The organism is Streptosporangium sp. NPDC000239 (assembly GCF_040300765.1).
GTDB lineage: Bacteria > Actinomycetota > Actinomycetes > Streptosporangiales > Streptosporangiaceae > Streptosporangium.
Genome location: NZ_JBEPEI010000005.1, coordinates 320,594 through 346,075 on the forward strand (window position 1 = coordinate 320,594; position 25,482 = coordinate 346,075).

Below are 25,482 nucleotides of genomic sequence, written 5' to 3' on the forward strand. Positions count from 1 at the left end.
GGGCAGACGGCCGGACGGGCACCGGCCAGGTGCCGGCGGCCCCGGGTCAAGGTGTCGATCAGGAGCCGCGCTCACCCGGCCGGGAACCACCTCAGGGATTGCCCGCCTGACGGTCGGGGGTCAGCAGGACGACCGTCCGCCGCTCCTCGGCCATGACCCGGTCGTAGGCCGCCCAGTCGTCGTGGGTCCCGCCCGCCGCGCCGAAGACGAACCGCAGCAGCAGCCGCAGCCCCTCGGCGTCGATCCCGGGCAGCGGGTCGTCCGGCCCGGCCAGTTCGACCGGCCCGTCCGCGGACGCCCACCGCCAGCCCGCGCGCAGCACCACCGAGGCGTACGGCCTGGCCCGCAGGTCGGCGAGTTTGCGGGAGTCACCCCTGACGACGAACCCGACGATCGGCCGCCCCGTGACGGGGTGGTCGAGCACTCCCGCGTTGACCACGGAGGAGCGGATCGTCCCGTCTGAGCGGAAGGTCGAGACGACGGCCAGGCCGTGGTCTCCGCCGACCAGTTGCGCGAGGTCCGTGAGATCGGTCATCGTCCGACCCTAACCCTCCTCCTGGATCAGGAAGGGCTCGACGGTCTCGGTGGTCCCGGTGGTCCCGGTGGTGGTCTCGGCCGTGGTCCGGCCCGGCCTGCCCGGCTCGCCGGCCGTCGCGCCGCTGCCCGAGTGGCGCCGCAGCAGTTCGAGGTGCCTCAGCAGGACGGGCCTGGCGTCGGCGGCCAGCCGCTTGACCTGCGCCGAGGAGCCGTCGGCCAGCTCCTTGGCCCCCCGGGCGAGCGCCGCACGGCGGTCGACGGCCGCGACGGACAGCCACGCCCAGTCGAAGGCGTCCCCGTTCCTGGCGGAGATCCGGTTGTACTGGATGCGCTGCGCCGTGGTCGCCTCCTCGGGCAGGGACACCGAGAGCCGCTGGGCCACCTGCCTGACCTCCGCGTCCAACCGTGTGTGGTCGGTGACCAGCCGCCTGCCCAGGGCCCGCACGTCCCGGTCGTGACCCTTGCGAACGGCGGCCCTGCCCGCCGTGATCCCGGCCAGGTTGTCCTGGTGGGCCTGGACCAGGAACCTCCTGTCCTGCTCGTTGGCGTCCGGCGGCGCCGTGGACGCAACCGCGCCCGCGGCCGTACCGCTCAGCGCCATGACGGCGACGGCTGACAGGGCGATCATCTGCTGAATCATGCTGGCCTTTCCCCGGTGGTCCGTGCTTGGAGACGTCACCTCCCTGCTATACGCGGCTTTCGATCTAGAGACCGGCACGTGGGCGGCAAGCCCGGGGAAAGATCGCCGACGGCTCCGGTGCGCTCAGTGGATGGCGACCCGGGGCCGGGAGCACTCGATCGCGGGAGGGTCCATGTGGACGCCGGGGGCCTGACCGGTCCCGCCGGGACCGGTCAGGCCGGGGAGGGGTCAGCTCACGTGCGCGTCGACGGTGGCGTTGTCGCCGTTTCCGCCGGTGTAGCGGGTGGTGAAGGCACCGTCGGTGCCGTCGAAGTCGTAGCCGTTACGGCCGTGGTAAGGGTTGTCCCAGTGGAAGCGGACTTGCTTGCCCGCGCGGGAGCAGTTGTCGGCGCGGTACTTGATCGCGGCCTCGGTGCCGGTGAGGACGCCGTCGGACTCGGTCTTGAAGTAGTCGCTGCTGTGCGGGGCGATGCTGGAGTTGGGCTCGATGACCCAGATGCCGTGGTAGGTCTCCTTGCCGATCTGGGTCAGTGTGCAGTCGGTGACGTTGTGGAAGACGACCTTGGTGCTGCGGGCGGCGTTGGCCGCGGAGCCGGAGGAGGATGCGTGGGCGGTGACCGGCGTCAGCAGGGCGACAGCGGCGATGCCGACGAGGGTCCAGGTGACGAGTTTCATGGAGATCCTTTCTGCGATTGCCTTTGGTGTGGCGCCGAATTGATTACCGAGGGTAAGAGTAGTACTGCAATGAGTTATTCCGTCGGGCAATGGATCCGTGTTTCCCGGTGGCCATTACCTGGCGTCATCGGGATTGGAGTGGCCCCGGTCGCCGTGCCTGGTCACCGAAAACGTGGCAGCCCTTCCTCGTTCGTATAAGTGGCGATTCGGGGCGGTCTCGGAGGTGACGAGTGGTCGCTCGGAGTTGGCGGAGCCATTGCGCGCGGATGGAAAACGCAAAAAGGCGGCTGTGGTCTGCCTGTCCATGAAGGCCGGATATATCCGGCGTGGAGGTATCACTCGCTACGGCAGGGCCGGTTCCACCGGTCTGTGTGGTAGCGGCGCCTCGAAAGAGGTGTCGCCGCCGGCCGCCCCACGCGGGTTTGCGAGCTCACTGCCCATCAATGCATATTTCGCTTCGTCGTCAATAATGGTCTTTGCCCGGTGTTTCTTGGTGGGTTTCTCCGCCGCCTGCGTCCGCGCGTTTTTCTTTCCTCTTCCCGGGGCTGAGTCCCCTGGGTCGTCCTGTGCGGTTGATCGGCGACAAGGAGTGATTGCTTTGCGCTGTGCGATGTCCACCGCTCTGGGGCTCTCGCCGTCGGTGTCGCGCTTATCGGGGCCGTTCCCGGCTCCGCTTTCGCCGGGGCGGGAACCTTCGGCTACGAGAGCCTGGGCCGGGACGCATGTCCTGAGCAACCCGCATGACTTCAGGTGCTACCCCGTCGGCCACGCCAAGGGGGACGCCGTCAACGGGACGAACCGTTTCGCGTTGCTGTACGCGAGCCCCTGCTGAGAGGGCGGCCCCGTGGGCGGGCGAGTCCCTGGAGTCCGCCGAGTTCGGCAGTGTGCGGTTCGTTCCCGCCCGCTGACGGTTCGAGGGTGGCACCGGCGGGCCCGTCACGACGTGCGGCGACAGGCCCGCCGCCGAGGGGGATCCCAGGAACGGGGATTCCACCCTGACCGGTGTGTTCTTCGCCGGCGTCCGGGTGACATCGGCTCGATGACCGCTCGTGGTTTCGGCCGTGCCAACCGGCTCGTCTCTCCCGCCGTCGATGAGGCGGGAGAGGTTCAGCCGGGCGACGAACGCTTACTCGTTCGGCATGTAACCGATCTGGGCGGAAGAGGCCCGGTCATTCATCCGGCCAAGGGATGAGAGCTTGTTGAACCGGTAGGTGTAGGAACCGCCGAAGTACGTGTGCTCGTAGAGCAGGCCTCGGCAGCCTTCAAAGGTTTGGATCGAGGAGATGATGTCGTTCCAGCCATACGCCAGTTCCGCGTACTTGTAGACGTTGTAGTTTCCGTAGCACCCCTGCTTGCTGGCGAACATCATGCTGGAGCCCTGGTAGTTCTCGTGCTCCCACGCGGTGGCGACACGGACCGGGTACTCGTCCGCCAGCACGCCCGCCTGCTTGCCGGCCTGGCCGGCGGCGGCGATGCGGCGGTCAAGGGCGGCGCGGTCGGCGCTGGTCATGATGGAGGGGTCGGGGGCGTCGGCGACCCTCCCTCCGGTGACGTCGGAGACGGCCTCGGTGTAGGTGCGGTAGCAGTTCATGTTGACGGGGCGCTTACCGGTGCTCGGGCGGATCACGCAGTGCTGCTCGCCTCGTGCGGTCTGTCCGGCGCCGCTGGAGGAGGCGGAAGGAGACTCGGAGGGGGACGGCGTGGCGCTCGCGGCGGGCGCGAGGGCCATGCCGAAAGCCGCGACCGTGGAGACCACGGCGGCGGACAGGACGAGGGAACGCATGGGTCGATCACCTTTCGAAACAGCGATGAGACGGCGCGGGGGCACGTTGCCTCCGCGGCGTTCACAGGCTTCCATCGGAGTGATTTGAAGATCAACAACTGGGGATCGACGCTGTAATGAACGGGATAAGGATCTTTCATGACGAGGACAAACTGGTCATGTGGCGTGACGGCCGCCCTTTTCTCTCAGTTTCGGTCGGGTGACAGAGCGTCAAAAATCCCGCCCAAAAGGGTGCAGATGCCCGCCCGGCGGATATGTCCTCAGCGGTCCTCCCGAGCTCCTTCGAGGTCGGTACCGGGGAGGCGCGTACTTCTCCGGAGAGCTTTGTAGGCTGCCTCCATGGCTCACCTTCTCTCCGTCAACGCCGGGCGCGGCCGTCCGGCGGACTACACCGACGCCGCCCTCACCGGGATCGACAAGCGCCCCGTGACGGGGCCGGTGGCCGTGGCCGCGCCGGGCGGGCCGACGGGCACGGCCGGAAGCGGCGTCGCCGGGGACGTGATCGGCGACCTGCGTGACCACGGCGGCGACGACCAGGCGGTCTACGCCTATGCCAGGGAGGACCTCGACCTCTGGCAGGCGGAGCTCGGGCGTGAGCTGTCCAACGGTGTCTTCGGGGAGAACCTCACCACCTCGGGCCTGGACGTCAACGGGGCACTGATCGGCGAACGCTGGCGGATCGGGGCCGATCTGGTGCTGGAGGTCACCTCCGCGCGCATTCCCTGCCGGACCTTCGCGGGCTGGCTCGCGGAGAGGGGATGGGTACGGCGGTTCACCCAGGTCGCCAGGCCCGGCGCCTACCTCAGGGTCATCGAACCGGGGCGGATCGAGGCGGGAGACCGGGTCGAGGTCGTCCTGCGTCCCGAGCACGACGTGACGGTCGAGGTCCTCTTCCGCGCCCTGACCACCCAGGCGGAGCTGCTGCCCCGCACGCTCGCCGCGGGTGAGGCGCTCAACGTGCTGTCCGCCGAGCGGATCCGCAGGCGGCTCGAACGGATGAACGGCGTGCCCACCTGATCGTGGGTCGCCGGCTCAGGCCCGACAATGCCGTTATGAGCTCATCCCCACACGACCATCCCCTGCCACCCGCCCGGATCGAGGAGGTCTCGGACGGCGTCTACGCCTACGTTCAGCCCGACGGGAGCTGGTGGGTCAACAACACCGGTTTCCTGGTCGGTGAGCGCGGGGTGATCAGCGTGGACTCCTGCTCGACCGAACGCCGCACGCTGGCCTACCGCGAGGCGATCAGGTCGGTCACCGCGAACCCGATCACGACGCTGGTCAACACCCACCACCACGGCGACCACACCTTCGGCAACTTCGCCTTCCCCGAGGCGACGATCGTCGGCCACGAACGGACCAGGGAGGCGATCCTCGCCGAGGGCATCCCCGCCTACCGCACGATCGCCTGGACCGAGGTCGACTGGGGCGACCTGCGGGCCTGCCCGCCGTTCCTCACCTACACCGACGGCGTGACCGTGTACTCGGACGAGCTGCGCTGCGAGGTCCGGCACATCGGCGTGCCCGCGCACACGACCAACGACTCCATCGTGTGGATCCCGGAGCGGTCGCTGCTGTTCGCGGGAGACCTGGTCTTCAACGGCGGCACGCCGTTCGTGCTGATGGGGTCGGTCCTGGGGTCGCTCGAAGCCCTCGACCGGATCGAGGAGCTGGGCGCCACGACCATCGTCCCCGGGCACGGCGACGTCTGCGGCCCCGAGGTCATCGGCCGGGTGCGGGGATACCTGCGGTTCGTGATGGACACCGCCGAGCACGGCAGGGCGGCCGGCCTCTCGCCGCTGGAGACCGCCAGGGAGACCGACCTCGGCGAGTACGGCGCGCTGCTCGACCCCGAGCGGATCGTCGGCAACCTGCACCGGGCCTACGCCGACCTGGACGGAGCCGCCCTCGGCGGACCGGTCGACCTGACCACCGTGATCACCGACATGCTGGCGTTCAACGGCGGCAGGCCGCTGACCTGCCTGGCCTGACCCTGGCCTGGCAGCATCGCCGTACGTGGCGGCACTTGCTCGGTGGGCTGATTAGAACCGTCCAGCCGGGACAGGGAGGAGGCAACAGCAGGAGCGACTGATCGGATGGTGCCGATGGGCCAGCAAGTCGACAAGGACCGCTTCACCGAGGCGGAGTTCGCCCGCTTCGGGAAACGGCTGGAGGAGCAGCTCGACCAGCTTCGGGAGCTGCTCGCCAGGCCGGGCTTCGGCGCGGGACCGGCGACGATCGGGGCCGAGCTTGAGCTTTTCCTCGTCACCCCGGAGGGCAGGCCGCTTCCCCGCAACCACGAGGTGCGCGAGGCGGCGGACGACGAGCGGCTCGTGCCCGAGCTGGGCAGGTTCAACCTGGAGGTCAACCTGACGCCGCTGCCGATCGCCGGGCGCCCGTTCACGGGGCTGGTGCGCGAGCTGCAGGAGACCATGGCCATGGCGGACGCGGCGGCGGCGACGCAGGGCGGCCGGGTCGTGGCGATCGGAATCCTGCCCTCGCTCAGCGAGTTCGACTTCACCCACGAGGCGCTCAGCGACGAGAGCCGCTACCGGGCGCTGAGCCGGGGGATGCGGCGGCTGCGCGCCGAGCCGTTCCGGGTGAGCATCGAGGGGGCCGAGCAGCTTGAGCTCGAGGTCGAGGGGGTGATCCTGGAGAGCGCGAACACCTCCTGGCAGGTGCACTTCCGCACGCCTCCCGGTGACTTCGCCCGCGTCTACAACGCCTCCCAGCTGGCCATCGGGCCGGTCCTGGCGGTGAGCGGCAACTCGCCGGGCTTCCTGGGCAGGAGGTTGTGGGAGGAGACCAGGATCGCGCTGTTCGAGGAGGCCGCCGACGACCGTGACGTGGAGCGGCGCGACCGCAGGGACAGGCGGGTGGCCTTCGGCTCCGGGTGGGTGACCGGGGCAGGGGAGATCTTCGAGGCGTGCGTCCGCGACTACGAGCCGGTACTGCCGATGACCTGGAAGGAGAGCCAGGAGCAGGAGGTGCCGGAACTGGCCGAGCTGCGGCTGCACCAGGGCACGGTGTGGCAGTGGAACAGGCCCGTCTACGACCCGGCGGACGGCGGTCACCTGCGGGTGGAGATGCGTTCGCTGCCCGCGGGGCCGACGCCGCTGGACATGGCGGCCAACAGCGCGTTCCTGCTCGGACTCACCGCCGCCCTGGCGGTCGAGCCGGTCGAGGAGTTCCCCTTCTCCGCCGCCTACCGCAACTTCTACCGGGCTGCGATCCACGGCCTGGACGCGCCACTGGCCTGGCCGGGCAGGCCGGGGGAGATCCCGGCGGCGCGGCTGGCGCTCGACCTGCTCCCCGCGGCCGCCGCCGGGCTCGAACGGGTCGGCGTGCTGCCCGAGGAGGCCGAGTGGACGCTGAACATCATCCGGGAGCGGGTCGGGCGGCGCCGTACCGGGTCGGTCTGGCAGCGGGAGGCGCTGGGTGACCTCGCCGGGGACCCGGCGGCACGGGCCAGGATGGTGGCCCGCTACCGGGAGCTGGCGCTGACCGGCGCGCCCGTGCACACCTGGCCGGAATGATCCTCCAGATTTGATCACAAAAGGGGCCTGAGACCGGCATACTCGTGAACTCCGCATCTCGACCGCCTGCCAGGACGGCCGTCGGAGAAGGAGAATCCCCTTATGAGCGCGATGACGGCCACGGCGGTTGAACCGTTCGAGCTGAGACGTGACGACGGCGACCTGGCGGCCGGGGCCGGGGCACTGGGGAGATGGCTCAAGCGGGTCCCTCTGGAGACCGTGCTGACCAAGGCGAACCGGGTGGCGGTCAGGAAGGGAGCGGCCGGGACCAGGGCGTTCGGCACGATGAACCCCAAACCGGTCGACTGGTACTGCTTCGACGCCGCGGACAACGAGGTCACCGACTGGTACCCCCAGGGCCTGACCTGTTCCTCCGACGCGGGCCTGGCCAGGAACGCCTTCGTGGTGAGCTGGTACTTCAAACCCCAGTCCGCGCCGGAACGGGGCATCCGGCTGTCCTTCCTCGACCCGGCCACACTGCGCTACCGGCACGTCCTGCTCGTGGTGGCCGACACCGCGGGCGGCATCTCCCCGATCAACATCCACGCCGGAGGCGTCGCCTGGTACGGCGACCTGCTGTACGTCGCCGACACCGAGCGGGGCATGCGGGTGTTCGACACCCGGCAGATCTTCGAGGTGAACGGCGACGGCACGACCACGATCGGCAGGAGGGGCGGGGTGTACACCGCCTTCGGCTACCGCTACGTGATGCCGCAGACCGGAGCCTGGAGCCGTACGGGCGAGGCCAGGTTCTCCTTCGCGGCCGTGGACCGGAGCACCACCCCCGGCACGCTGGTCTCCGGAGAGTACGTGGAGACCCGGCATGAGGCAGGCAGGGTCGCCCGCTGGGCCTTCGACCAGGACGGCTCCCTGCGGGCCGACGACGCCGGGGTCGCCAGGGCCGTGGACGCCTACCTCCTGCCCGAGCCGAAGATCCAGGGCGCGCTCTCCTGCAACGGGACCTGGTACCTCAGCCAGGGCGCGGGCTCCACCAGGAACGGCGCCCTGCTCGTGGCGGGGGAGACGGTGGCCAGGCGGCCCTACCCGAGCGGTCCCGAGGACCTCACCTGCGTCCGGGACAGGAACACGCTGTGGAGCGTCACCGAGTTCGCGGGACGCCGCGCGGTCTTCGGCGTCCCCCTGTAGATCGGCCCCCGCGGCGGGGCTCAGTGCAGGGAGCCGCCGACCAGGCGCAGGTCGTCACCCACGGAGACGGCGGCGGTCACGATGGCGGTCAGCGCCGTCGCCGCCGTCGCCGAGGGCATCGAGGGCATCGAGGGCGCAGTGGGCACGCCGCGGCCCAGGGCCTGCTCCGGGGTGAACGGCAGGTGCACGAACCCGCCGCGCATCCTGGGCCGCTCGGTGGCGATCAGGTGCATCAGGCCGTAGAAGAGGTGGTTGCAGACGAACGTCCCGGCGCTCTGCGAGACGCTCGCGGGCACCGAGGCCGCCCTGGCCGCCGCGACGCACGCCTTGACCGGCAGCGTGGCGAAGTAGGCCGCGGGGCCGCCGCGCACCACGGGCTCGTCGATCGGCTGCCGTCCCGCGTTGTCCGGGATGCGGGCGTCGTCGAGGTTGACGGCCACCCGTTCGACCGTCACGTCCGGTCTGCCCCCGGCCTGGCCGACGCAGACGACCACCGACGGGTCGTGCTCGGCCACCGCCGCCCGCAACCGCTCCAGCGACTCGCCGAACACGCACGGCAACCGTACGGCCCGCACTCCCTGGACGAGGCCGACCGCCTCCCAGGACGGATTGACCGAGGAGCCGTCGAACGGCTCGAAGCCGGTCAGCAGGACGGTCATCGTCGTTTCGCGGGCAGGGCACAGGCGGGGGTGCCGCCCGGCAGGCGATGGCGGTTGGCCGCCACGAGCCGGTAACCCCAGTGGGCCACCCAGCGCAGCGGCGGGACCCGCAGCGCGTGCCCGGCCAGGCTCCACGGCCTCCCGGCGGCCAGGAACAGCCGGGCGACGGCCTGCGCGCCGCCGTACAGACGGCCGTCCTCGGCCCACAGGACCTCGTGTTCCGCGCGTTCCCGCGTGGTGCCGAACTCGGCGAGGTCCGCGAACTGCCAGGGGACCGGGCGCGCGCGCAGACCGATCCTGCGTTCGGCGAACCCGATGCAGGTGGCGCAGAAACCGCAGTCGCCGTCATACAACAGCACTGGTTGTCCCGTCATGGGAAAAAGGTACCCATCCGGCGGGAGGGGATACCGATTCAGGGTCAACGGGAGAGGGGGCCGTCGAGGTAACGGAACGCCTCGTGGGCGGAGCGGAGACTGTCCCGCAGGGCACGCCGCAACTGCTCGGCGTCCTCGCTGAGGTTGCCGATCTCCGGGGCGAGGAACCGGGCGGCGCCCGTCTCGGCGACCAGTTGCTCGTACTCGGGAAGCTGCGCGCGCAGCACCTCGATCTGCCCCTGGGAGACGAGGGCGTGGTCGGCCTGCGTCACGTGGGCGGCGTACCGTTCGAGCGCCTCGACCCGCGCGACGACGGCCGCCTCGCTGGCCGCGAGGGCCCGCTCCATCGGCGCCATGGCGGCGGCGACCTCGGGGGTCCTGCCGCCCCTGGCCATGTGACGGTGCCTGGCCCGCAGCTCCGACAGCTTGGTCAGCAGCCGGGCGATCTGCCACTCCTCCGCCGGGAGCATCACCGCGTTGCGCACGCTGTCGAGCATGCCCATGACGTTGACCCGGGAGCGCAGGATGTGGTCGATCGCCCGCTGCGCCCGGCCGAGCAGTTCCCTGGCGCCGTAGTCGAAGTCCTCAAGGATCAGGTAGCCCCCCCGGTAGTGCCGGGCGTGCCGGTACAGGACGCGCTCGACCGAGTCGGCGGGGGCGGGCTTCGTCGCCAGGTAGATGACACCCAGGACGGTCAGGCAGATGACGGCGGCGGTGATGGAGAAGGCCAGCGGGACCCCGACGAGCAGCGTGCCGCCCAGCCCCGCCAGCATCGTGGCACCGAAGGTGGCCACGATCACCGCCGGGACGCGTGCGGCGCCGTCCGGTTCGGGATTCCAGCCGGATCTGAACCGGGAGAGCAGGCGTCCGTTCCGGCGCATGAGGCTGGCGACTTCGGCCGGTACCTCCGGATCGACCACCACGCGATGCACAGGCTCGCCCCTTCCACCACGGCTGACGAACGTGGCAATCAACCGTTTTTTGCATTATGTGTCCCTCTATGGTGCCTCCTCAGCGGTAAGAACCGCGTGTGAAACGTGACGTTGAGTTTTCGATCAACGTGCGGGGACCTCCATGACCACCGCAGACCCCCGCCGCCGGCTGCTCAGACGACCCCGGGCACCTGCCCTTGGGTTCCAGGTTCCGGGTCGTCGCCCGCCTCGCCGTACCCGGCCGCGTGAACGACCGTGAGTCTGCGCACATGGGAAACGAAAAACCCCGGACCCTTGGCGGGCCGGGGTTTCGTTGTCGTGGTGGACGATACAGGGATTGAACCTGTGACCTCTTCCGTGTCAGGGAAGCGCTCTCCCGCTGAGCTAATCGTCCTCGGGAAACATCAGAGCGGAAGACGGGATTCGAACCCGCGACCCTCACCTTGGCAAGGTGATGCTCTACCACTGAGCCACTTCCGCACAACCGCCTCGGGTCGCCCCTCGGCCGCACTCGCGCTACCTTATCGGATGCCGGAGCCCCCGACGTCGGTGCACTGAGGTGGAGACGGGATTTGAACCCGTGTACACGGCTTTGCAGGCCGTTGCCTCGCCTCTCGGCCACTCCACCAGTCAGGCCCTCGCGGACCTGCCGGAGCGGAAGACGGGATTCGAACCCGCGACCCTCACCTTGGCAAGGTGATGCTCTACCACTGAGCCACTTCCGCGTGTCGCCCGGAACGATGTCCGGTGCACGGGAAAACTCTAGCGCCTCCGGCGGGCGGATGCGCGCAACCGAGGCGGTGTGCGGAAGATCGTCATGGTGAGATCACCTGGACGTCGGAGGCGCGGACGAACATCACCCGGTGGCCGAACTGGATCTGCCGGTAGCGCGCGTCCCCCGTGACGACCCGGTGCCGAACCGCGGCCGTGGCGGAGGAGCGCAGGTAGGAGCCCCTCGTCGTCAGCCCCAGACTGTAGAACTGCCCGGCGGGCAGGGAGTACTGCAACGGGACGAGGCGCTGCGCGGACACACCCCTGGGATAGGCGGAGCGCTCGGGATAGGCCCTGCCGTACAGCCTGACGGAGGAGCGGCCGGGTTTCGGGGTCACCAGGCCTCCCGAGGCGGGCATCGAGGCCGGTTCGCCGGCGGGGTCGTGGAACCAGGCCTTCTGGCCCAGATACCAGATGGCCGTCCAGTCGCCCTCGCGGCCCGCCAGGGCGTAGCGCTGACCGGTGGAGGCGCGGGCCGCGTGGTCGTAGACGTTGTAGGTCGAGTCGCCGCCGGGGTGCCTGCCGACGTCCCTGACCAGCGGCGCCTCATCGGAGGGGGCGCTGTACAGCCAGACCGAGGCCGCGCTCGCGGGCATGCACTCCCCGGAGGGGAGACAGCCGGTGAAGTAGGGCTGGTTGAGGACGTAGTCGGGCTTGATCATCACCGAGCGCGCGTCCTGGTCCCCGGAGGCGGTCAGCGGGTGGCCGAGCAGTTCGAAGTAGTGGGCCCAGTCCCAGTAGGGGCCGGGGTCCTGGTGCATGCCGCGGACGGTCTCCGGGGTGGTGCCCGGCACGTTGTCGTGGCCGAGGATGTGCGCCCGGTCGAGGGGGATGCCGTAACGCTCGGCGAGATGGGCCACCAGCCTGGCCGACGCCTGGTACATCGCCTCGGTGAACCAGGCGCCCTTGGCGAGGTAGCCCTCGTGCTCGATGCCGATCGAGCGGGAGTTGAAGTACCAGTTGCCCGCGTGCCAGCCGATGTCGTCGGGCCTCAGGTGCTGGGCGATGTGCCCGTCGCCGGAGCGCACGGTGTAGTGCCAGCTCAGGTAGTCGGGGTTCCTGACGAGCCTGGTCATCGCGTCGTAGGAGGTCTCCCCGTCGTGGATGACGATGTAGTCGACCTGGCGACGGCCGTCGTAGCGGTCGTGGTTGCCGTGCCCGCCGTTCCTCGTGCGCCGGTAGGCGGCGGGAACCCACTCGCAGGAGACCTCCGGGGGGCAGTCGGGCGTCACGGTGCCGGACGCGCGGCGCAGCCCGGGTGTCCCCGTCCCGGCCGGTCCCAGGCCGGGCGCGGGCGGCAGGACGATCCGCTCGCCGCTGTCGGTCACGCGGGAGACCCCGGCGCGCATCGTCGCGTAGACCGCGTCGGCGAAGGCCCGCCCTGCCCCGGTCTCACCGGGCCCCGCGTACCGCGCGACCGCGGCGTACCAACCGGCCGCTCCGGCGTCCGGCCTTCCTCCGGAGCGCCGCTGGTGGTCGGCGAGCAGCGCCGCCCCGGCCCGGATGTTGGCGGCCGGGTCCGCGCGCAGCACACCGGGGTCGATCCCGGTCAGCTCGGCGGCCCGGCGCAGGGTGTCCTCGGGCGGCGCGGGCGCCACGTCCCGGGTCCCGACCCGGTACGGCCTGCTCTCGTCGCCCCGGGGGTCGCCCTCGGCGTCCCGGTGGACGCCGCTCCCTGTGGAGGCCCGGGTGACGGCCCGGCCGTCGACCAGGTGCATGGGGCCGTAGCCGCCCGCGACGCTGGGCAGCCGGCCGTTGACGTCCCAGCGGGACTCCAGGTAGGACACGGCCAGCAGCACGTTCTCCGGCACGCCGTACTCTCCGGCCGCCCGGGTGAAGGCCTCCCGCAGGCTCGCGGGGGCGGCAGGGGACGCGGAGCCGTACGGCGGGGGCTGCCAGGCGGGTGCCGGAGCCGCCACTGAGAGGGCGGCGACGATCGATATCCCCGGCAGACGGCGCATGAGGTTCCCTTCCGGCGTGATCACTACCCAGAGTTATGGGTGGTCGCGGACCGTCTTATGGCCGGGCGGAGGGAGATCCACGGCAATCTTTCCTGCCCGGAATCGGGCAGAAAACTTGGTAAACGCCAACATGGCTGCGTATGGTCCTCCTCTGTGTCGACGGCATGGCATCCCCACGAGGACCTCATCGCCCACCTGACCCGGACGAGCGCGCTCGGTCCGGGAGAGGCCGCGAGGGTGGTGGCGGACGTGCTGGCCTACTTCTCCGAGCCCACCGAGGAGTTCGTCCGGCGGCGTCACGCCGAGCTCAAGTCCAGGGGGCTGGTCAACGACGCGATCTTTCCCAGGATCGCCGCCGAGCTGAGCTCCCGCCGTGTCGCCGCACCGGAACTGTCCCTGCGCCAGTTGCGCCGGATCGTCTACGGGTAAGGAGCGGTCAGATGTGCGGAATCGTGGCCTACGTGGGGCCGAAGGACGCGGCCCCCATCCTGCTTGAGGGCCTGCAGCGCCTTGAGTACCGCGGTTACGACTCGGCCGGCGTGGTGGTCTCCAACAGAGGCCTGAAGATGCGCAAGGTCAAGGGCAGGGTCGCCGACCTGGCGGCCGTAATGCCCGCCAGGTTCAAGGGAACCTTGGGCATCGGGCACACCCGCTGGGCGACCCACGGCGCGCCCAGCGACGTCAACGCCCACCCGCACCTGTCCGCCGACGAGCGCGTCGCCGTCGTGCACAACGGCATCATCGAGAACGCCGACGAGCTGCGGGCCAAGCTGGAGGCCGACGGCGCGGTCTTCCTGTCGGAGACCGACACCGAGGTGCTCGCCCACCTGATCGCCCGCACCGTCGAGGACACCGACTCGCTGGCGGAGGCGGTCCGTGCCGCGCTCAAGCGGGTCGTCGGCACCTACGGCGTCGCGGTGGTCGACGCCCGGCGCCCCGGCGAGGTGGTCGTGGCGCGCAACGGCAGCCCGATCGTGCTGGGCATCGGCGAGAAGGAGATGTTCGCCGCCTCGGACGTGGCCGCGCTGGTCCGCTACACCCGCCAGGTGGTGCACCTGGAGGACGGCGAGCTCGCGGTGCTGAAGGCCGACGGCTTCAACACCTTCTCCAGCGACGCGCGGGAGACGGCCAAGGAGCCGCTGACGGTCGACTGGGAGGCCGGGCACTACGACACCGGCGGCTATGAGCACTACCTGCTCAAGGAGATCTCCGAGCAGCCGGAGACGGTCGCCAGGACGTTGCGCGGGCGCCTCGACGACCGCTTCCACATCGCCCATCTGGGCGGGCTCAACATGGACGCGCGGGAGAGCCGCTCCTTCCGCCGGGTGAAGATCATCGGGTGCGGCTCGGCCTACTACTCGGGTCAGATCGGCGCCCAGCTCATCGAGGAGCTGGCGCGCATCCCGTCGGACGCCGAGCCCGCCAGCGAGTTCCGCTACCGCAGCCCGGTCGTCGAGCCGGACACCCTCTACGTGGCGATCAGCCAGTCGGGGGAGACCTACGACACCCTGGCCGCCGTCCAGGAGCTCAAGCGCAAGGGCGGCCGGGTGCTCGGCATCGTCAACACCGTCGGCAGCGCCATCGCCAGGGAGGTCGACGGCGGTCTCTACCTGCACGCGGGCCCCGAGGTCTCGGTGGCGAGCACCAAGGCCTTCACCTCGACCGCGGTCGCCTTCGCGCTGCTCGCCCTGCACCTGGGAAGGGTGCGCGACCTGTCGCCCGCCGACGGCCGGCGCATCGTGGAGGGCCTTCGCGCGCTGCCCGGCCAGATCGGGGAGATCCTCGCCCTCGAACCCCGGATCAAGGAGCTGGCCGGCAAGTACGCCGGCTCGCCGAGCATGATGTTCGTCGGCAGGGTCAGGGGATACCCGGTGGCCAGGGAGGGCGCGCAGAAGCTCAAGGAGGTCTCCTACGTGCACGCCGAGGCCTACCCGGCCAGCGAGCTCAAGCACGGGCCGCTGGCGCTGATCGGCCCGGAGATGCCGACCGTGGCGGTCGTCCCCGACGACGAGCTGCTGGACAAGAACCTCACCACGCTGGGGGAGATCCGCGCGCGCGGCGGGCGGGTGCTCATGGTCGGGCACCGCGAGGCCGATCCCCGGCTGGCCGACGACTGCCTGGTGGTGCCCAGGAACGAGATCGAGCTCGACCCGATCCTGCTGTCGATCCCGCTGCAGCTGTTCGCCTACCACGCGGCCGTCGCGCTCGGCCGCGACGTGGACAAGCCGCGCAACCTCGCCAAGAGCGTCACCGTGGAGTGAGCGCGGACCATCATCCCTGATGCCCCAATTGCGGTGCAGAGAGTGACATATCTGCAACGTAGGGTATCGAGAGATCTGGGGGATCTCGGCGGAAGGGACGCTTATGCACCGTAGGCGATTCCTCGCGCTCGCGCTGGGGGTCATGGTCGCCGGGGGCTGCGGTGACATGGGAGGCCCCGGTGCGGGGTGGGCGCGCAGGCTGACCATCGTCGCGCCGGTCGTCCGCGGGCGGCGCTGGGACCAGGCCGCCCACGCGCTGGCCGCGATCCTGACCGGCGAGAGGATGGCCGGTGCGGTCGAGGTGAGCGGCGCGGGCGCCCAGGGGATGGCCGCCCTGACCGCGTTCGCCGCCGCCGTCGGGGGCCCCTTCGCGCGCGAGGGCCGGGTGTTCCTGGCGGGCGTGCCGATGCTGGCGGGCGGCGAGACCGCCGACGCGGACTCCGTGCTGGCGGCCTCGACCCCGCTGGCCAGGCTGGCCGGAGACTGGTCCGTCCTGGCCGTCTCCCCGAACTCCCTGCTGCGGACCTTCGAGGACTTCGTCGCGGCGCTGCGCCGCGACCCGGCGCGGCTGGTGGTCGGGGGAGGGGCCGAGGGCGGCTCCGACCACGTGCTCTACGGCATGATCGGCAAGTGCCTCGGCGTCGACGTCAGGCTGATGGAGTACGCGGGTTACCCGACCGAGTCGGAGGCCGTCGAGGCGCTGCACGAGGGGCGGGTGGCCGCGCTCCTCGGCTCGGCCGGCTCCCTCCTGCCGAAGATCGCCACGGGCCGGCTGATGCCGCTCGCGGTCTCCTCGGGGGAGCGGATCGACGGCATCGACGCGCCGACGCTGATGGAGCGGGAGGTGCGCCTGGAGTACGCCGACTGGTGCGGGGTGCTCGGTCCCCGGGCCATGAGCCCCGGCGACCGGGACGGGGCGGTCGCCCTGTGCGACCGGATCGACGCCTCGCCCCGATGGCAGGCCGTGTGCGCGGCCAACGGCTGGCACCGGGCGTACCTGAGCGGTGACGACTTCCGCCGGTGGCTGGTCACGGAGACCCGCCGTACCCGCGCGGTGCTCAACGAGCTCGGGTTGCTGAGCATCCCCGACACAAACTGTTGGGGTGGTTGCGTCAGGCGGCACTAGATGTAGGATCCTGGTCGTCGCTGGTTCGCCCACGAGGGCGAGGCAACAGGGAACCCGGTGAGAGACCGGGACTGCCCCGCAGCGGTGAACGGGAACGAAAGCCGTCAACTGAGCACTGGGTGAACCACGCCCGGGAAGCGACGGCCGGTAGGAGCGCGCGTCACGCCCGTGAGTCCGAAGACCTGCCCGCGGTGTGTGGAGGGGGGACCGACCAGGTCCCCGCTCGGCACGAGAGTTGTCCAGGGCTTCGAGGGAGAGCCGCGGGACGAGGCGGTCCGGCGTGCCCGGGAGCCGCCCGTTGACGCGCGCCCTGCTCCGTGAGCCGTACGGGGATTACCTGCACGAGGGGTGGCACGTGACACAGACCTTGGCCGAGAAGGCGGAGAAGACCGGGCACTCGCCGGACGATCGCAGGCGGGCGATCGAGGAGGCCGCGGCCCGGGTGATCACCGACCCGGAGAACTCCAGGGCCGCCGCCAGGCTGCTGACCGGCCTGATCGCCGAGGAGGCCGCCGAGCACGGCGTCACGACCTTCTCCGAGTCGATCGCCGCGACCCACGGCGCGGGGCTCCTGCAGGACGGGCTGGCCGCCTTCGTCGCCGCCAACGCCGCCGCCCTCGACGCGCTGGTCGACCCGGCCGCCGACGACAGGTTCGAGTACTTCGGGCTGCGCACCGTCTACGACCGCTACCTGCTGCGCCACCCGAGCACCCGCAAGGTCCTCGAACGCCCCCAGCACTTCCTGCTGCGCGTGGCCTGCGGTCTGTCGGAGACGGTCGAGGAGGCCGCCGAACTGTACGGGCTCATGGCCACCCTGTCCTACCTGCCCAGTTCGCCCACCCTGTTCAACTCCGGTTCCCGCAGGCCCCAGCTGTCCTCCTGCTTCCTGCTCGACTCCCCGAGGGACGAGCTAGAGGCCATCTACCAGCGCTACGGCCAGGTCGCCCGCCTGTCGAAGTACGCCGGGGGCATCGGCATCGCCTGGACCCGGGTCCGCTCGCGCGGCTCGCTGATCCGCGGCACCAACGGCCACTCGAACGGCATCGTGCCGTGGCTGCGCACCCTCGACTCCAGCGTCGCCGCCGTCAACCAGGGCGGCCGTCGCAAGGGCGCGGCCTGCGTCTACCTGGAGCCCTGGCACGCCGACATCGAGGAGTTCCTCGAACTGCGCGACAACACCGGCGAGGAGGCGCGCCGTACGCACAACCTGAACCTCGCCAACTGGATCCCCGACGAGTTCATGCGGCGGGTCGAGGCCGACGAGATGTGGTCGCTGTTCGACCCCAAGGAGGTCCCGCACCTCACCGACCTGTACGGCGAGGCGTTCGAGGAGGCCTACCGCAGGGCGGAGGCCGAGGGCGGGTTCGTCAGGCAGGTTCCGGCCCGCGCCCTGTACGGCCGCATGATGCGCACGCTCGCCCAGACCGGCAACGGCTGGATGACCTTCAAGGACGCCTCGAACCGGACCTCGAACCAGACGGCCCGTCCGGGCAACGTCATCCACCTGTCGAACCTGTGCACCGAGATCCTGGAGGTCACCAGCGACGCGGAGACCGCCGTCTGCAACCTCGGCTCGATCAACCTGGCGGCCCACCTCACCGCGGACGGTGTGGACTGGGAGCGGCTGCGCCGTACGGCTCGCACCGCGGTCAGGTTCCTGGACAGGACCATCGACCTGGGCTTCTACCCGACGCCCGAGGCCCGCGCGGCCAACGAGCGCTGGCGGCCCGTCGGGCTGGGCGTGATGGGGCTGGCCGACGTCTTCTTCGCGCTGCGGCTGCCGTTCGACTCGCCGCGGGCGCTTGAGCTGTCGACCCGGATCGCCGAGGAGATCGCGCTGGCCGCCTACGCCACCTCCAGCGACCTGGCCGCCGAGCGGGGGCGCCACCCCTCCTACGGGGACACCCGCGCCGCCGACGGCGTGCTGCACCCCGACCACTACGGGGCCGCCCGTTCGGCGGAGTGGACGGCGCTCAGGGAGCGGATCGCCGTGACCGGCCTGCGCAACTCGCTGATGATCGCGATCGCCCCCACGGCCACCATCGCCTCCATCGCGGGCTGCTACGAGTGCATCGAGCCCCAGGTGTCGAACGTCTTCAAGCGCGAGACCCTCTCCGGGGAGTTCCTCCAGGTCAACCGCTATCTGGTCGCCGACCTCACGGCCCGGGGCCTGTGGACCCCGCAGATCAGGGACGCGATCAAGCGGGCGGACGGCTCGATCCAGGACGTCCCGGGCATCCCCGACGACCTCAGGACGCTCTACCGGACCGCGTGGGAGCTGCCGCAGAAGGCGCTGATCGACCTGGCCGCGGCGCGCGCGCCGTACATCGACCAGTCGCAGTCGCTCAACCTGTTCATGGCGACCCCGACCATCGGCAAGCTCTCCTCGATGTACGCCTACGCCTGGCGCTCGGGCCTGAAGACCACCTACTACCTGCGCTCCCGTCCGGCCACCCGCATCGCGCAGACCACCGTGTCAGCCGCTGTGCCGGCCACCGCGGCACAGTCGCTCCCCGAGCAGGACGTGATCGCCTGCTCGCTGGAGAACCCCGAGTACTGCGACGCCTGCCAGTAGGCCCCGTGACCCAAGCCGAAAGGTCATTCTCCGAATGCTGCTCGACCCCGGTATGAACCTCACCCTGCGCCCCATGCGCTACCCGGACTTCTACGAACGCTACCGGGCGGCCATCCGCAACACCTGGACCGTCGAGGAGGTGGACCTCAACTCCGACGTGGCGGACCTGGCCAGAATGACGCCGGAGGAGCGCCACCTGATCAACCGTCTCGTCGCGTTCTTCGCGACCGGTGACTCGATCGTGGCCAACAACCTGGTGCTCAACCTCTACCAGCACGTCAACGCCCCCGAGGCGCGCCTGTACCTCAGCAGGCAGCTCTACGAGGAGGCGGTGCACGTCCAGTTCTACCTGACGTTGCTCGACACCTACCTGCCCGACCACGAGGAGCGGGCCAGGGCCTTCGCCGCGATCGAGCACATCCCCTCGATCAGGGACAAGGCCGAGTTCTGCTTCCGGTGGATCGACTCGCTCGGCGGGCTGACCAGCCTGCGGACGCGGGACGACCGGCGGGCGTTCCTGCTCAACCTGATCTGCTTCGCCGCGTGCATCGAGGGCCTGTTCTTCTACGGGGCCTTCGCCTACGTCTACTGGTTCCGCTCGCGGGGCCTGCTCGGCGGCCTGGCCACCGGGACCAACTGGGTCTTCCGCGACGAGTCCATGCACATGGAGTTCGCCTTCTCCGTGGTGGACACCGTACGGGCCGAGGAACCCGGCCTGTTCGACGACGAACTCGGCGCCCAGGTCACCCGGATGCTGGAGGAGGCGGTCGCGGCGGAGCTGGCCTTCGCCGAGGACCTGTGCGGCGAGGGCCGGTCCGGCATGGATCCCGGCCAGATGCGGCAGTACCTCGAATACGTGGCCGACCAGCGGCTGACCCGGCTCGGGCTGCCCGTCCGGTACGGCACCGCCAACCCCTTCGCGTTCATGGAGCTGCAGGACGTCCAGGAGCTCGCGAACTTCTTCGAGCGGAGGGTTTCGGCCTATCAGATAGCAGTTGAGGGAACTGTCGCTTTTGACGAGGCCTTCTGAATAGGCCGCGCGTCCCGGGGCATCCACCCGGCAAGCGACCGTCAGGGGGGAAGAGCGTCCGTGTCCAGATGGATCATCCTGATCGCCTCGATGCTGGCCGCCGTCGCCTGCGTGGAGATGGTACGGCGGGCACTGCGCTGGAGGCTGATCGGCGAGCGGTGGGTCCTGGCCGGGCCGCTCGTGCGCCGCTGCACCTGGCCCGCCTTCGCCTTGGCGGTCGTGGCGACCGCCAACACGCTCTACCTTCCCGGCATGGCCAAGGGGACGGTCGACGAAGCGATCGAGCGGACGATCACCCTTTTCATGATCGGATGCGTCACCTGGCTGGCCATCCAGGCCGCCTACGCGGTCACCGACGTGGTCCTCGACCGCCTGGTCAGCGTCGAGGGGGAGCGTAACCGGCGGGCCAGGAGGATCCGCACCCAGATCTCCCTGGTCCGCCGGGTCGCCTCAGCGGTGGTCGTCCTGCTGGCGCTGGGCGCCATGCTGTTCACCTTCCCGCAGGTACGCGCGCTCGGCGCCGGACTGCTCGCCTCGGCGGGCATCGCGGGCGTCGTCGTCGGCATCGCCGCCCAGTCGATGCTGGGCAACCTGCTGGCCGGCCTGCAACTGGTCTTCAGCGACGCGCTCAGACTCGACGACGTGGTGGTCGTGCAGGGGGAGTGGGGGCGGATCGAGGAGCTCAGCCTCACCTACGTGGTGCTGCGCCTGTGGGACGAACGCAGGCTGGTGCTCCCGGTCTCCTACTTCACCACCAACCCGTTCGAGAACTGGACCAGGCACACCAGCCGGGTGATCGGCGCGGTGATGCTCAGGATCGACTGGACCGTCCCCGTCGAGGAACTGCGCGTCGAGCTCTACCGGGCCCTGCGCGAGCACCCGCTGTGGGACCAGAAGGACTGGACCCTCCAGGTCACCGACACCCTGCCGAACGGGCTGCTCGAAGTGCGGGCGCTGATGAGCGCCGCCGACTCGCCGAGCGCCTTCGACCTCAAGTGCGACATGCGCGAGCACCTGGTGAGATACGTCAGGGAGAAGTACCCGGAGGCGCTGCCCAGACTCCGGGTGGACATGGCCTGACCCCGGCGCGCTCAGGACGGCCCGCTCAGGACGACGGGCCTGGACGCAGCACCCGGGCCGTGCCCGCGATCAGGGCGGTGGCCAGGATCCAGCCCGAGGCGATCAGCGTCCAGGCCAGCCACCGCGTCCAGCCGGTCGGGTCCCACGCCCCCCGCTGCTCGAAGACGCTCACCGGGGCCAGCAGGTCCAGCGTGTAGACGAACGGCTGGAAGACCCTGATCTCCTCCGGGTCGATCTGCGTCGGGGGGACCGCGGCGAAGACCCCGGTGCCCGCGGCCAGCAGCACCGCGACCCACAGCCCGGCGAGCCAGGGGCGGTAGCCGTACCCGACGACGAGGTCGAGCAGCCTGCCCCAGATCCGGCCCGCGGGCCTGAGCGTACGGCGGCGCCGCCGCTGCTTGGCCAGCAGCACCCGCCGGGCGTCCTGCTCGTGGCCGATCCGGCGGAACCACGTCGCCAGCTGCTCGTACGGCTGCGGACGGTAGCCGTAGGAGTCCTTGTCCACCCAGACCAGGCGGTCGTTGACGCTCCAGGCCGAGCCGCGCAGCGCCTCGTAGACGAGCCCGTTGAGATACACCGCGCCCGGATAGTCCGCCGGGGCGTCGAGCAGCACGCCGATACGGGAGTAGGCGAGGTTGACCTCGCCCTCGATGGAGTCGGGCCGCAGGATCAGCTCGTCCATCTGGGCGTGACTCAGGTGCAGCACCCGGCCAGGAGCCCGCAGCGTCGCCCCGTCGAAGGACAGGACGCCGTTGACGCGCGAGTTGCGCATCCTGATCGTGCCGGTCGCCTGGAAACCACGGCTCAGCTCGGCGGCCCCCGCCTCCATGAAGTCGGCCTGGATCGCGTAGGGGCCCGTCGCGGTGATGACCGACCGCTGCAGGTAGATGCCACCCCGGAACTTCGCGCCGATGATCCGCAGGCCGCCGTTGACCCGCATGTCCCGCATGAACGCCCCGCCCTCGACGGTCATGCCGCCCGCCCACAGCGCCCACTGCCCGTGGCGGTGACCCCGCTCCCTGAGCTCCTCCTCCGACATCCTCCTGCGCACGTCCCGGACCGCGTTGTCGGACGCCTCGGTGGTCTCCTCGGCGCTCACCCGTAGCCCCGCGAACCGGACCTGTCCCTTGACCTGGGCGTTGTCCAGCCGGATACCGCCGTGGACGGTCGAGCCGTCGAAGTCGAGCATGGCGTTGACCGTGCACCCGGCCGCCCTGATCCGCGCTATCTCGCACCCGCGCAGCCGTACGCCGACGGCGATCGTGTCGGTCATGGAGACGCCCCCGGGCAGGTAGCAGTTGACCATGTGCAGCTTGCCGGTCAGCGTGGCGTCGGCGAGGTCGAGCACACCGGTGACGTGGGCGCCCGCCAGCCGCAGCCCGGCGCTCCTGCCCGGCTCCGGCGGCCGCGCGCCCCGCAGCAGCGCCGCGACGACCTCCGCCCTGACCGTCCGCTCCGGTCCCCATCCGGGGCCGTTGGCCGGGTCGTCGGCCTGGTCGTCCCCGCTGCGCAGATCGACCCAGGAACCCGAGGGGTAGGCGTCCCAGATGCGGCGCTCGGCGGAGTTCATCCTCGGGAAGGGGGGCTTCAGCCGCATCCTGCCTCTCAGGTTCGGGGGTGCCTCGGCGCTGTGTGAAATGTCCAGGAAGAATCTATCTCGTGGAGATCTTTAATGGTTTCGAATTGTCCGTCGACGGCGATGTCGCGACCCTGCGGATCAACCGTCCCGCCAAGCGCAACGCGATGACCGCGGCGATGTGGCGGGCGCTGCCCACGATCCTGGCCTCGCCGGCCGCCGATCCGGCCGTGCGCGTCCTCGTCCTCACCGGCGCGGGCGGCACCTTCTGCTCGGGGGCGGACATCTCCGAGATCGCCGGGCTGGCCGAGGCGGGCGACGACACCGGCCTGACCGTCGTCGCCGAGGAGGCCCTGGCGGGCTTCCCCAAACCGACGATCGCGATGATCGAGGGCTTCTGTGTGGGCGGGGGCTGCCAGCTCGCCATGGCCTGTGACCTGCGCCTGGCCGCCGACGACGCCCGTTTCGGGATCACCCCGGCCAGGCTCGGCGTCGTCTACCCGCTGAGCGCGACCCGCCGCCTGGTCGGCCTCGTCGGTCCCTCGGCCGCCAAGCTCCTGCTCTACTCGGCCGACCTCGTCGACGCCGCGACCGCGCTGCGCACCGGCCTGGTCGACGAGGTCCACCCGCCCCGCGAACTCGGGGAACGCGTGTACGGCCTGGCACGTACCTTCGCGGGACGCTCCCAGCTCACCCTGGCCGCCACGAAGGAGATCATCGGCGACATCGTCGAGGGAGGCGACGCCGAGACACGCGTACGCGACTGGCAGCGGCGCTCCGGCGCGGAACGGGCCGAGGGGGTCGCCGCCTTCCTGGAGGGAAGGCCCGCCCGCTTCCCGTGGCGCCGGTGACCCCCGCTCACCCGGGGGACATGACCTCGAAGAGGTGGCCGTTCTCGTCCCTGAAGAACAGCCCGCGAGGGCAGAGCGGATGGTCGACGCGGCCGTTGTCCGGGGCGTCGGGGCGGCTGCCGTACGGCACGCCTCCGGCGCGCAGCCGGGCCAGGACGCCGTCGAAGGTCGCCGGGTCCACCTCGAAGGCGAGATGGACCGCGTGGGGCTCCTCGACCGTCATGTAGTCGAGGGTGAGGGAGTCGTTGACCCGCACCGGGACGAAGTGACCGCGCGAGCCCGTGGGCGGCAGGCACTCCAGCCCCATGACGTCGGCGAGGAAGCGGGCGGCCCGTCCGTTGTCCGCGGCGGGGACGATGGTGTGGTTCAGGGTGACGGTCATGACTGTCCTTTCACCTCGGTCAATTCAGGATTCCGTGGACGAACACGTCCACGATCTCGGCGACGCTCGGTTCGACGTCGGCGGCCGAACCGCGGGCGCCGGCGAACGTCAGGCTGAGGAAGAGCGCCGCCAGCCGCTCCGGGGGCAGCCTCAGCCGGTCGCCCTCGGGTTCGAACAGCTCGGTCAGGGCGTCGCGGGTCGCCTTGAACGAGGCGGCGCGGTCGGACGGGGCTCCGGCCCCCTCCTCCTGCGTGCGGGATCCGCGTGAGCGGCGCCCCGAGGCGTGCAGGGCGCCCAGGACCGTGCCGATCCGCGCCATGTGCGCCCGCATGGCCTCGGCCGCCTCGGTCAGCCGCTCGGTCAGCGGCTGGTCGAGGGGGACGGAGGCGAGTTGTTCGAGCACGTGGTCGGGGCGCAGCACCTCCACGACGCAGGCGTCGAGCAGCTCCTCCTTGTCGGTGAAGGCTCTGAAGACGGTGGCCTCGCCGATCCCGGCCGCCCTGGCGATCTGCGCGGTGGTGACGGCGGCGCCGTACTCCGCGACGAGGGGGAGCGCGGCCATGACGATCATCTCCCGGCGGCGCTCCTGGCTCATGCCCGGAGCACGCCGCCGGGCCGGGTCGGGTGTCGCGTTCTCTTTGGGTCTCATGCCTTTCATGATGCGGAGTGAGTACTCACTCCGTCAACGGAGATATTGAGATCCCTGGCACCGGGTGACCCGAAATATGTCCTTTTCGCAGGTCAGAACGCTGGGAAAAAGAGGAAGGTTCTTTGGCGAAGTGGCCGCGGAGCGCCCTCAGGAGGGGCCAAGCTGAGACCCGCGAGGACTCACCCCCCGCGTTCCCACTCTCGCCGGCGTGGCCTGACTACGCTGGACCACGACGTACGGAGCCCCCCATGCTCACCCCCACCATCGAGGACCGGGTCACCCGCCTGGAGGAGGATTTCATCGTGCTCGGCACCAGATGCGGACAGCAGGCCTCGGTGCGGGCCTACGAGGCGCTGACGCCCGTCTACACGAAGCTCGACGTGCTGACCGACCGGGTCGACCTGCTGGCCGACGGGCTCAAGCAGGTCGGGCGGCGCGTCGAGCGGGTCGAGCGGCGGGTCGAGCAGGTCAACGCCAAGGTGGACCTGCTCCGCGACGAGGTGCGCGAGCGCTTCGACGCCGTCGACCGGCGCTTCACCGCGATCGACGAGCGCTTCGCGGCCGTCGACCGGCGCTTCACCGCGATCGACGAGCATTTCGCGGCCGTCGACGGGCGCCTCGACGCCATCGACAGGAGGTTCGAGGCCGTCGACGAGCGCTTCGACGCCATCGACAGGAGGTTCGAGGCCGTTGACGAGCGCTTCGACGCCATGGACCGGCGGTTTGAGGCCATTGATCGGCGGTTCGAGATGATCGACGAGCGGTTCGAGGCCATGGCCAAGAGGTTCGAGGCGCTCGACGGGCGTCTTGATGTGATGGACCGGCGCTTCGACCGGCTGGAGGAGCGGATGGACGAGATGGCGGTGACCAGCGCCGCCATGTTCCAGGCCATCCTCGACCGGCTTCCCGCCCCGGCCTGACCGGAGGACCGTCCCGCG

At 70.5% G+C, this 25,482-nt stretch carries 23 protein-coding genes, 4 tRNA genes and 1 riboswitch; of the genes, 12 read left to right on the forward strand and 15 right to left on the reverse strand.

Annotation, left to right across the window (positions count from 1 at the left end):
- Positions 1-91 precede the first annotated feature (91 nt).
- From ABT340_RS16520 to ABT340_RS16535, 4 genes are all read right to left on the reverse strand, one after another.
- Positions 92-535 carry a pyridoxamine 5'-phosphate oxidase family protein gene (locus tag ABT340_RS16520; protein ID WP_352011594.1) on the reverse strand — a complete coding sequence of 148 codons (444 nt, stop codon included), beginning with the start codon at positions 533-535 and terminating at the stop codon, positions 92-94.
- Between the two features lie 9 nt (positions 536-544).
- A complete protein-coding gene (locus ABT340_RS16525) occupies positions 545-1,177 on the reverse strand; it encodes a DUF4142 domain-containing protein (RefSeq protein WP_352011595.1) in 633 nt (210 codons plus the stop codon).
- A gap of 228 nt (positions 1,178-1,405) precedes the next feature.
- Positions 1,406-1,852: an aegerolysin family protein gene (locus ABT340_RS16530; protein WP_352011596.1), complete on the reverse strand. Its 447-nt coding sequence runs from the start codon at positions 1,850-1,852 to the stop codon at positions 1,406-1,408.
- Positions 1,853-2,978: 1,126 nt separating this feature from the next.
- Positions 2,979-3,635: a beta/gamma crystallin family protein gene (locus tag ABT340_RS16535; RefSeq protein ID WP_352011597.1), complete on the reverse strand. Its 657-nt coding sequence runs from the start codon at positions 3,633-3,635 to the stop codon at positions 2,979-2,981.
- Positions 3,636-3,974: 339 nt separating this feature from the next.
- Between ABT340_RS16535 and ABT340_RS16540 the strand changes: the two genes are divergently transcribed.
- From ABT340_RS16540 to ABT340_RS16555, 4 genes are all read left to right on the forward strand, one after another.
- Entirely contained in the window at positions 3,975-4,652 is a 678-nt protein-coding gene (locus ABT340_RS16540; RefSeq protein WP_352011598.1) for an MOSC domain-containing protein, read from the forward strand.
- A gap of 35 nt (positions 4,653-4,687) precedes the next feature.
- Complete coding sequence (locus tag ABT340_RS16545; protein ID WP_352011599.1) at positions 4,688-5,626, forward strand: MBL fold metallo-hydrolase; 939 nt, start codon at positions 4,688-4,690, stop codon at positions 5,624-5,626.
- Positions 5,627-5,740: 114 nt separating this feature from the next.
- Entirely contained in the window at positions 5,741-7,171 is a 1,431-nt protein-coding gene (locus ABT340_RS16550; protein ID WP_352011600.1) for a glutamate-cysteine ligase family protein, read from the forward strand.
- Between the two features lie 102 nt (positions 7,172-7,273).
- Complete coding sequence (locus ABT340_RS16555) at positions 7,274-8,317, forward strand: hypothetical protein (RefSeq protein WP_352011601.1); 1,044 nt, start codon at positions 7,274-7,276, stop codon at positions 8,315-8,317.
- A gap of 20 nt (positions 8,318-8,337) precedes the next feature.
- Here ABT340_RS16555 and pcp read toward each other — a convergent pair whose 3' ends face one another.
- The 8 genes from pcp to ABT340_RS16595 form a co-directional block, all read right to left on the reverse strand.
- A complete protein-coding gene (pcp, locus tag ABT340_RS16560) occupies positions 8,338-8,976 on the reverse strand; it encodes a pyroglutamyl-peptidase I (protein ID WP_352011602.1) in 639 nt (212 codons plus the stop codon).
- Positions 8,973-9,350: a thiol-disulfide oxidoreductase DCC family protein gene (locus tag ABT340_RS16565; RefSeq protein ID WP_352011603.1), complete on the reverse strand. Its 378-nt coding sequence runs from the start codon at positions 9,348-9,350 to the stop codon at positions 8,973-8,975. The genes pcp and ABT340_RS16565 overlap by 4 nt, the downstream gene beginning before the upstream one ends.
- Before the next feature lie 44 nt (positions 9,351-9,394).
- A complete protein-coding gene (locus tag ABT340_RS16570) occupies positions 9,395-10,282 on the reverse strand; it encodes a hypothetical protein (protein WP_352011604.1) in 888 nt (295 codons plus the stop codon).
- Between the two features lie 319 nt (positions 10,283-10,601).
- Positions 10,602-10,676: transfer RNA gene (locus ABT340_RS16575), tRNA-Val, on the reverse strand.
- A gap of 14 nt (positions 10,677-10,690) precedes the next feature.
- Positions 10,691-10,762: transfer RNA gene (locus tag ABT340_RS16580), tRNA-Gly, on the reverse strand.
- 77 nt (positions 10,763-10,839) lie between these two features.
- Positions 10,840-10,910, reverse strand: a tRNA-Cys gene (locus ABT340_RS16585).
- Positions 10,911-10,935: 25 nt separating this feature from the next.
- Positions 10,936-11,007 (reverse strand) — tRNA-Gly (locus tag ABT340_RS16590).
- Positions 11,008-11,097: 90 nt separating this feature from the next.
- Complete coding sequence (locus tag ABT340_RS16595; protein WP_352011605.1) at positions 11,098-13,014, reverse strand: N-acetylmuramoyl-L-alanine amidase; 1,917 nt, start codon at positions 13,012-13,014, stop codon at positions 11,098-11,100.
- A 153-nt stretch (positions 13,015-13,167) separates the two neighbouring features.
- Between ABT340_RS16595 and ABT340_RS16600 the strand changes: the two genes are divergently transcribed.
- From ABT340_RS16600 to ABT340_RS16625, 6 genes are all read left to right on the forward strand, one after another.
- Positions 13,168-13,443 (forward strand): hypothetical protein, encoded by a 276-nt coding sequence (locus ABT340_RS16600; protein ID WP_352011606.1) that lies wholly within the window; start codon positions 13,168-13,170, stop codon positions 13,441-13,443.
- Positions 13,444-13,454: 11 nt separating this feature from the next.
- Positions 13,455-15,275: a glutamine--fructose-6-phosphate transaminase (isomerizing) gene (gene glmS, locus ABT340_RS16605; RefSeq protein ID WP_352011607.1), complete on the forward strand. Its 1,821-nt coding sequence runs from the start codon at positions 13,455-13,457 to the stop codon at positions 15,273-15,275.
- 103 nt (positions 15,276-15,378) lie between these two features.
- Complete coding sequence (locus ABT340_RS16610) at positions 15,379-16,401, forward strand: Bug family tripartite tricarboxylate transporter substrate binding protein (protein ID WP_352011608.1); 1,023 nt, start codon at positions 15,379-15,381, stop codon at positions 16,399-16,401.
- A gap of 4 nt (positions 16,402-16,405) precedes the next feature.
- A riboswitch (cobalamin riboswitch) is annotated at positions 16,406-16,605 on the forward strand.
- Positions 16,606-16,756: 151 nt separating this feature from the next.
- Positions 16,757-18,976: a ribonucleoside-diphosphate reductase subunit alpha gene (locus ABT340_RS16615; RefSeq protein ID WP_352011609.1), complete on the forward strand. Its 2,220-nt coding sequence runs from the start codon at positions 16,757-16,759 to the stop codon at positions 18,974-18,976.
- A gap of 34 nt (positions 18,977-19,010) precedes the next feature.
- Positions 19,011-20,006, forward strand: coding sequence for a ribonucleotide-diphosphate reductase subunit beta (locus ABT340_RS16620; RefSeq protein ID WP_352011610.1), 996 nt, complete (start codon positions 19,011-19,013; stop codon positions 20,004-20,006).
- 60 nt (positions 20,007-20,066) lie between these two features.
- Positions 20,067-21,086 (forward strand): mechanosensitive ion channel family protein, encoded by a 1,020-nt coding sequence (locus ABT340_RS16625; RefSeq protein ID WP_352011611.1) that lies wholly within the window; start codon positions 20,067-20,069, stop codon positions 21,084-21,086.
- A 25-nt stretch (positions 21,087-21,111) separates the two neighbouring features.
- Here ABT340_RS16625 and ABT340_RS16630 read toward each other — a convergent pair whose 3' ends face one another.
- Positions 21,112-22,683 (reverse strand): hypothetical protein, encoded by a 1,572-nt coding sequence (locus ABT340_RS16630; protein ID WP_352011612.1) that lies wholly within the window; start codon positions 22,681-22,683, stop codon positions 21,112-21,114.
- Between the two features lie 62 nt (positions 22,684-22,745).
- Between ABT340_RS16630 and ABT340_RS16635 the strand changes: the two genes are divergently transcribed.
- Positions 22,746-23,513 carry an enoyl-CoA hydratase/isomerase family protein gene (locus ABT340_RS16635; protein ID WP_352011613.1) on the forward strand — a complete coding sequence of 256 codons (768 nt, stop codon included), beginning with the start codon at positions 22,746-22,748 and terminating at the stop codon, positions 23,511-23,513.
- 7 nt (positions 23,514-23,520) lie between these two features.
- Here the strand turns inward: ABT340_RS16635 and ABT340_RS16640 are convergent, their stop codons facing one another.
- A complete protein-coding gene (locus ABT340_RS16640) occupies positions 23,521-23,895 on the reverse strand; it encodes a VOC family protein (RefSeq protein WP_352011614.1) in 375 nt (124 codons plus the stop codon).
- Positions 23,896-23,914: 19 nt separating this feature from the next.
- On the reverse strand, positions 23,915-24,544 hold the full coding sequence (locus ABT340_RS16645; RefSeq protein ID WP_352011615.1) for a TetR/AcrR family transcriptional regulator: 630 nt from the start codon (positions 24,542-24,544) through the stop codon (positions 23,915-23,917).
- A gap of 248 nt (positions 24,545-24,792) precedes the next feature.
- Here ABT340_RS16645 and ABT340_RS16650 point away from each other — a divergent pair, with 248 nt between their 5' ends.
- Positions 24,793-25,464 (forward strand): hypothetical protein, encoded by a 672-nt coding sequence (locus tag ABT340_RS16650; RefSeq protein ID WP_352011616.1) that lies wholly within the window; start codon positions 24,793-24,795, stop codon positions 25,462-25,464.
- Positions 25,465-25,482 lie beyond the last annotated feature (18 nt).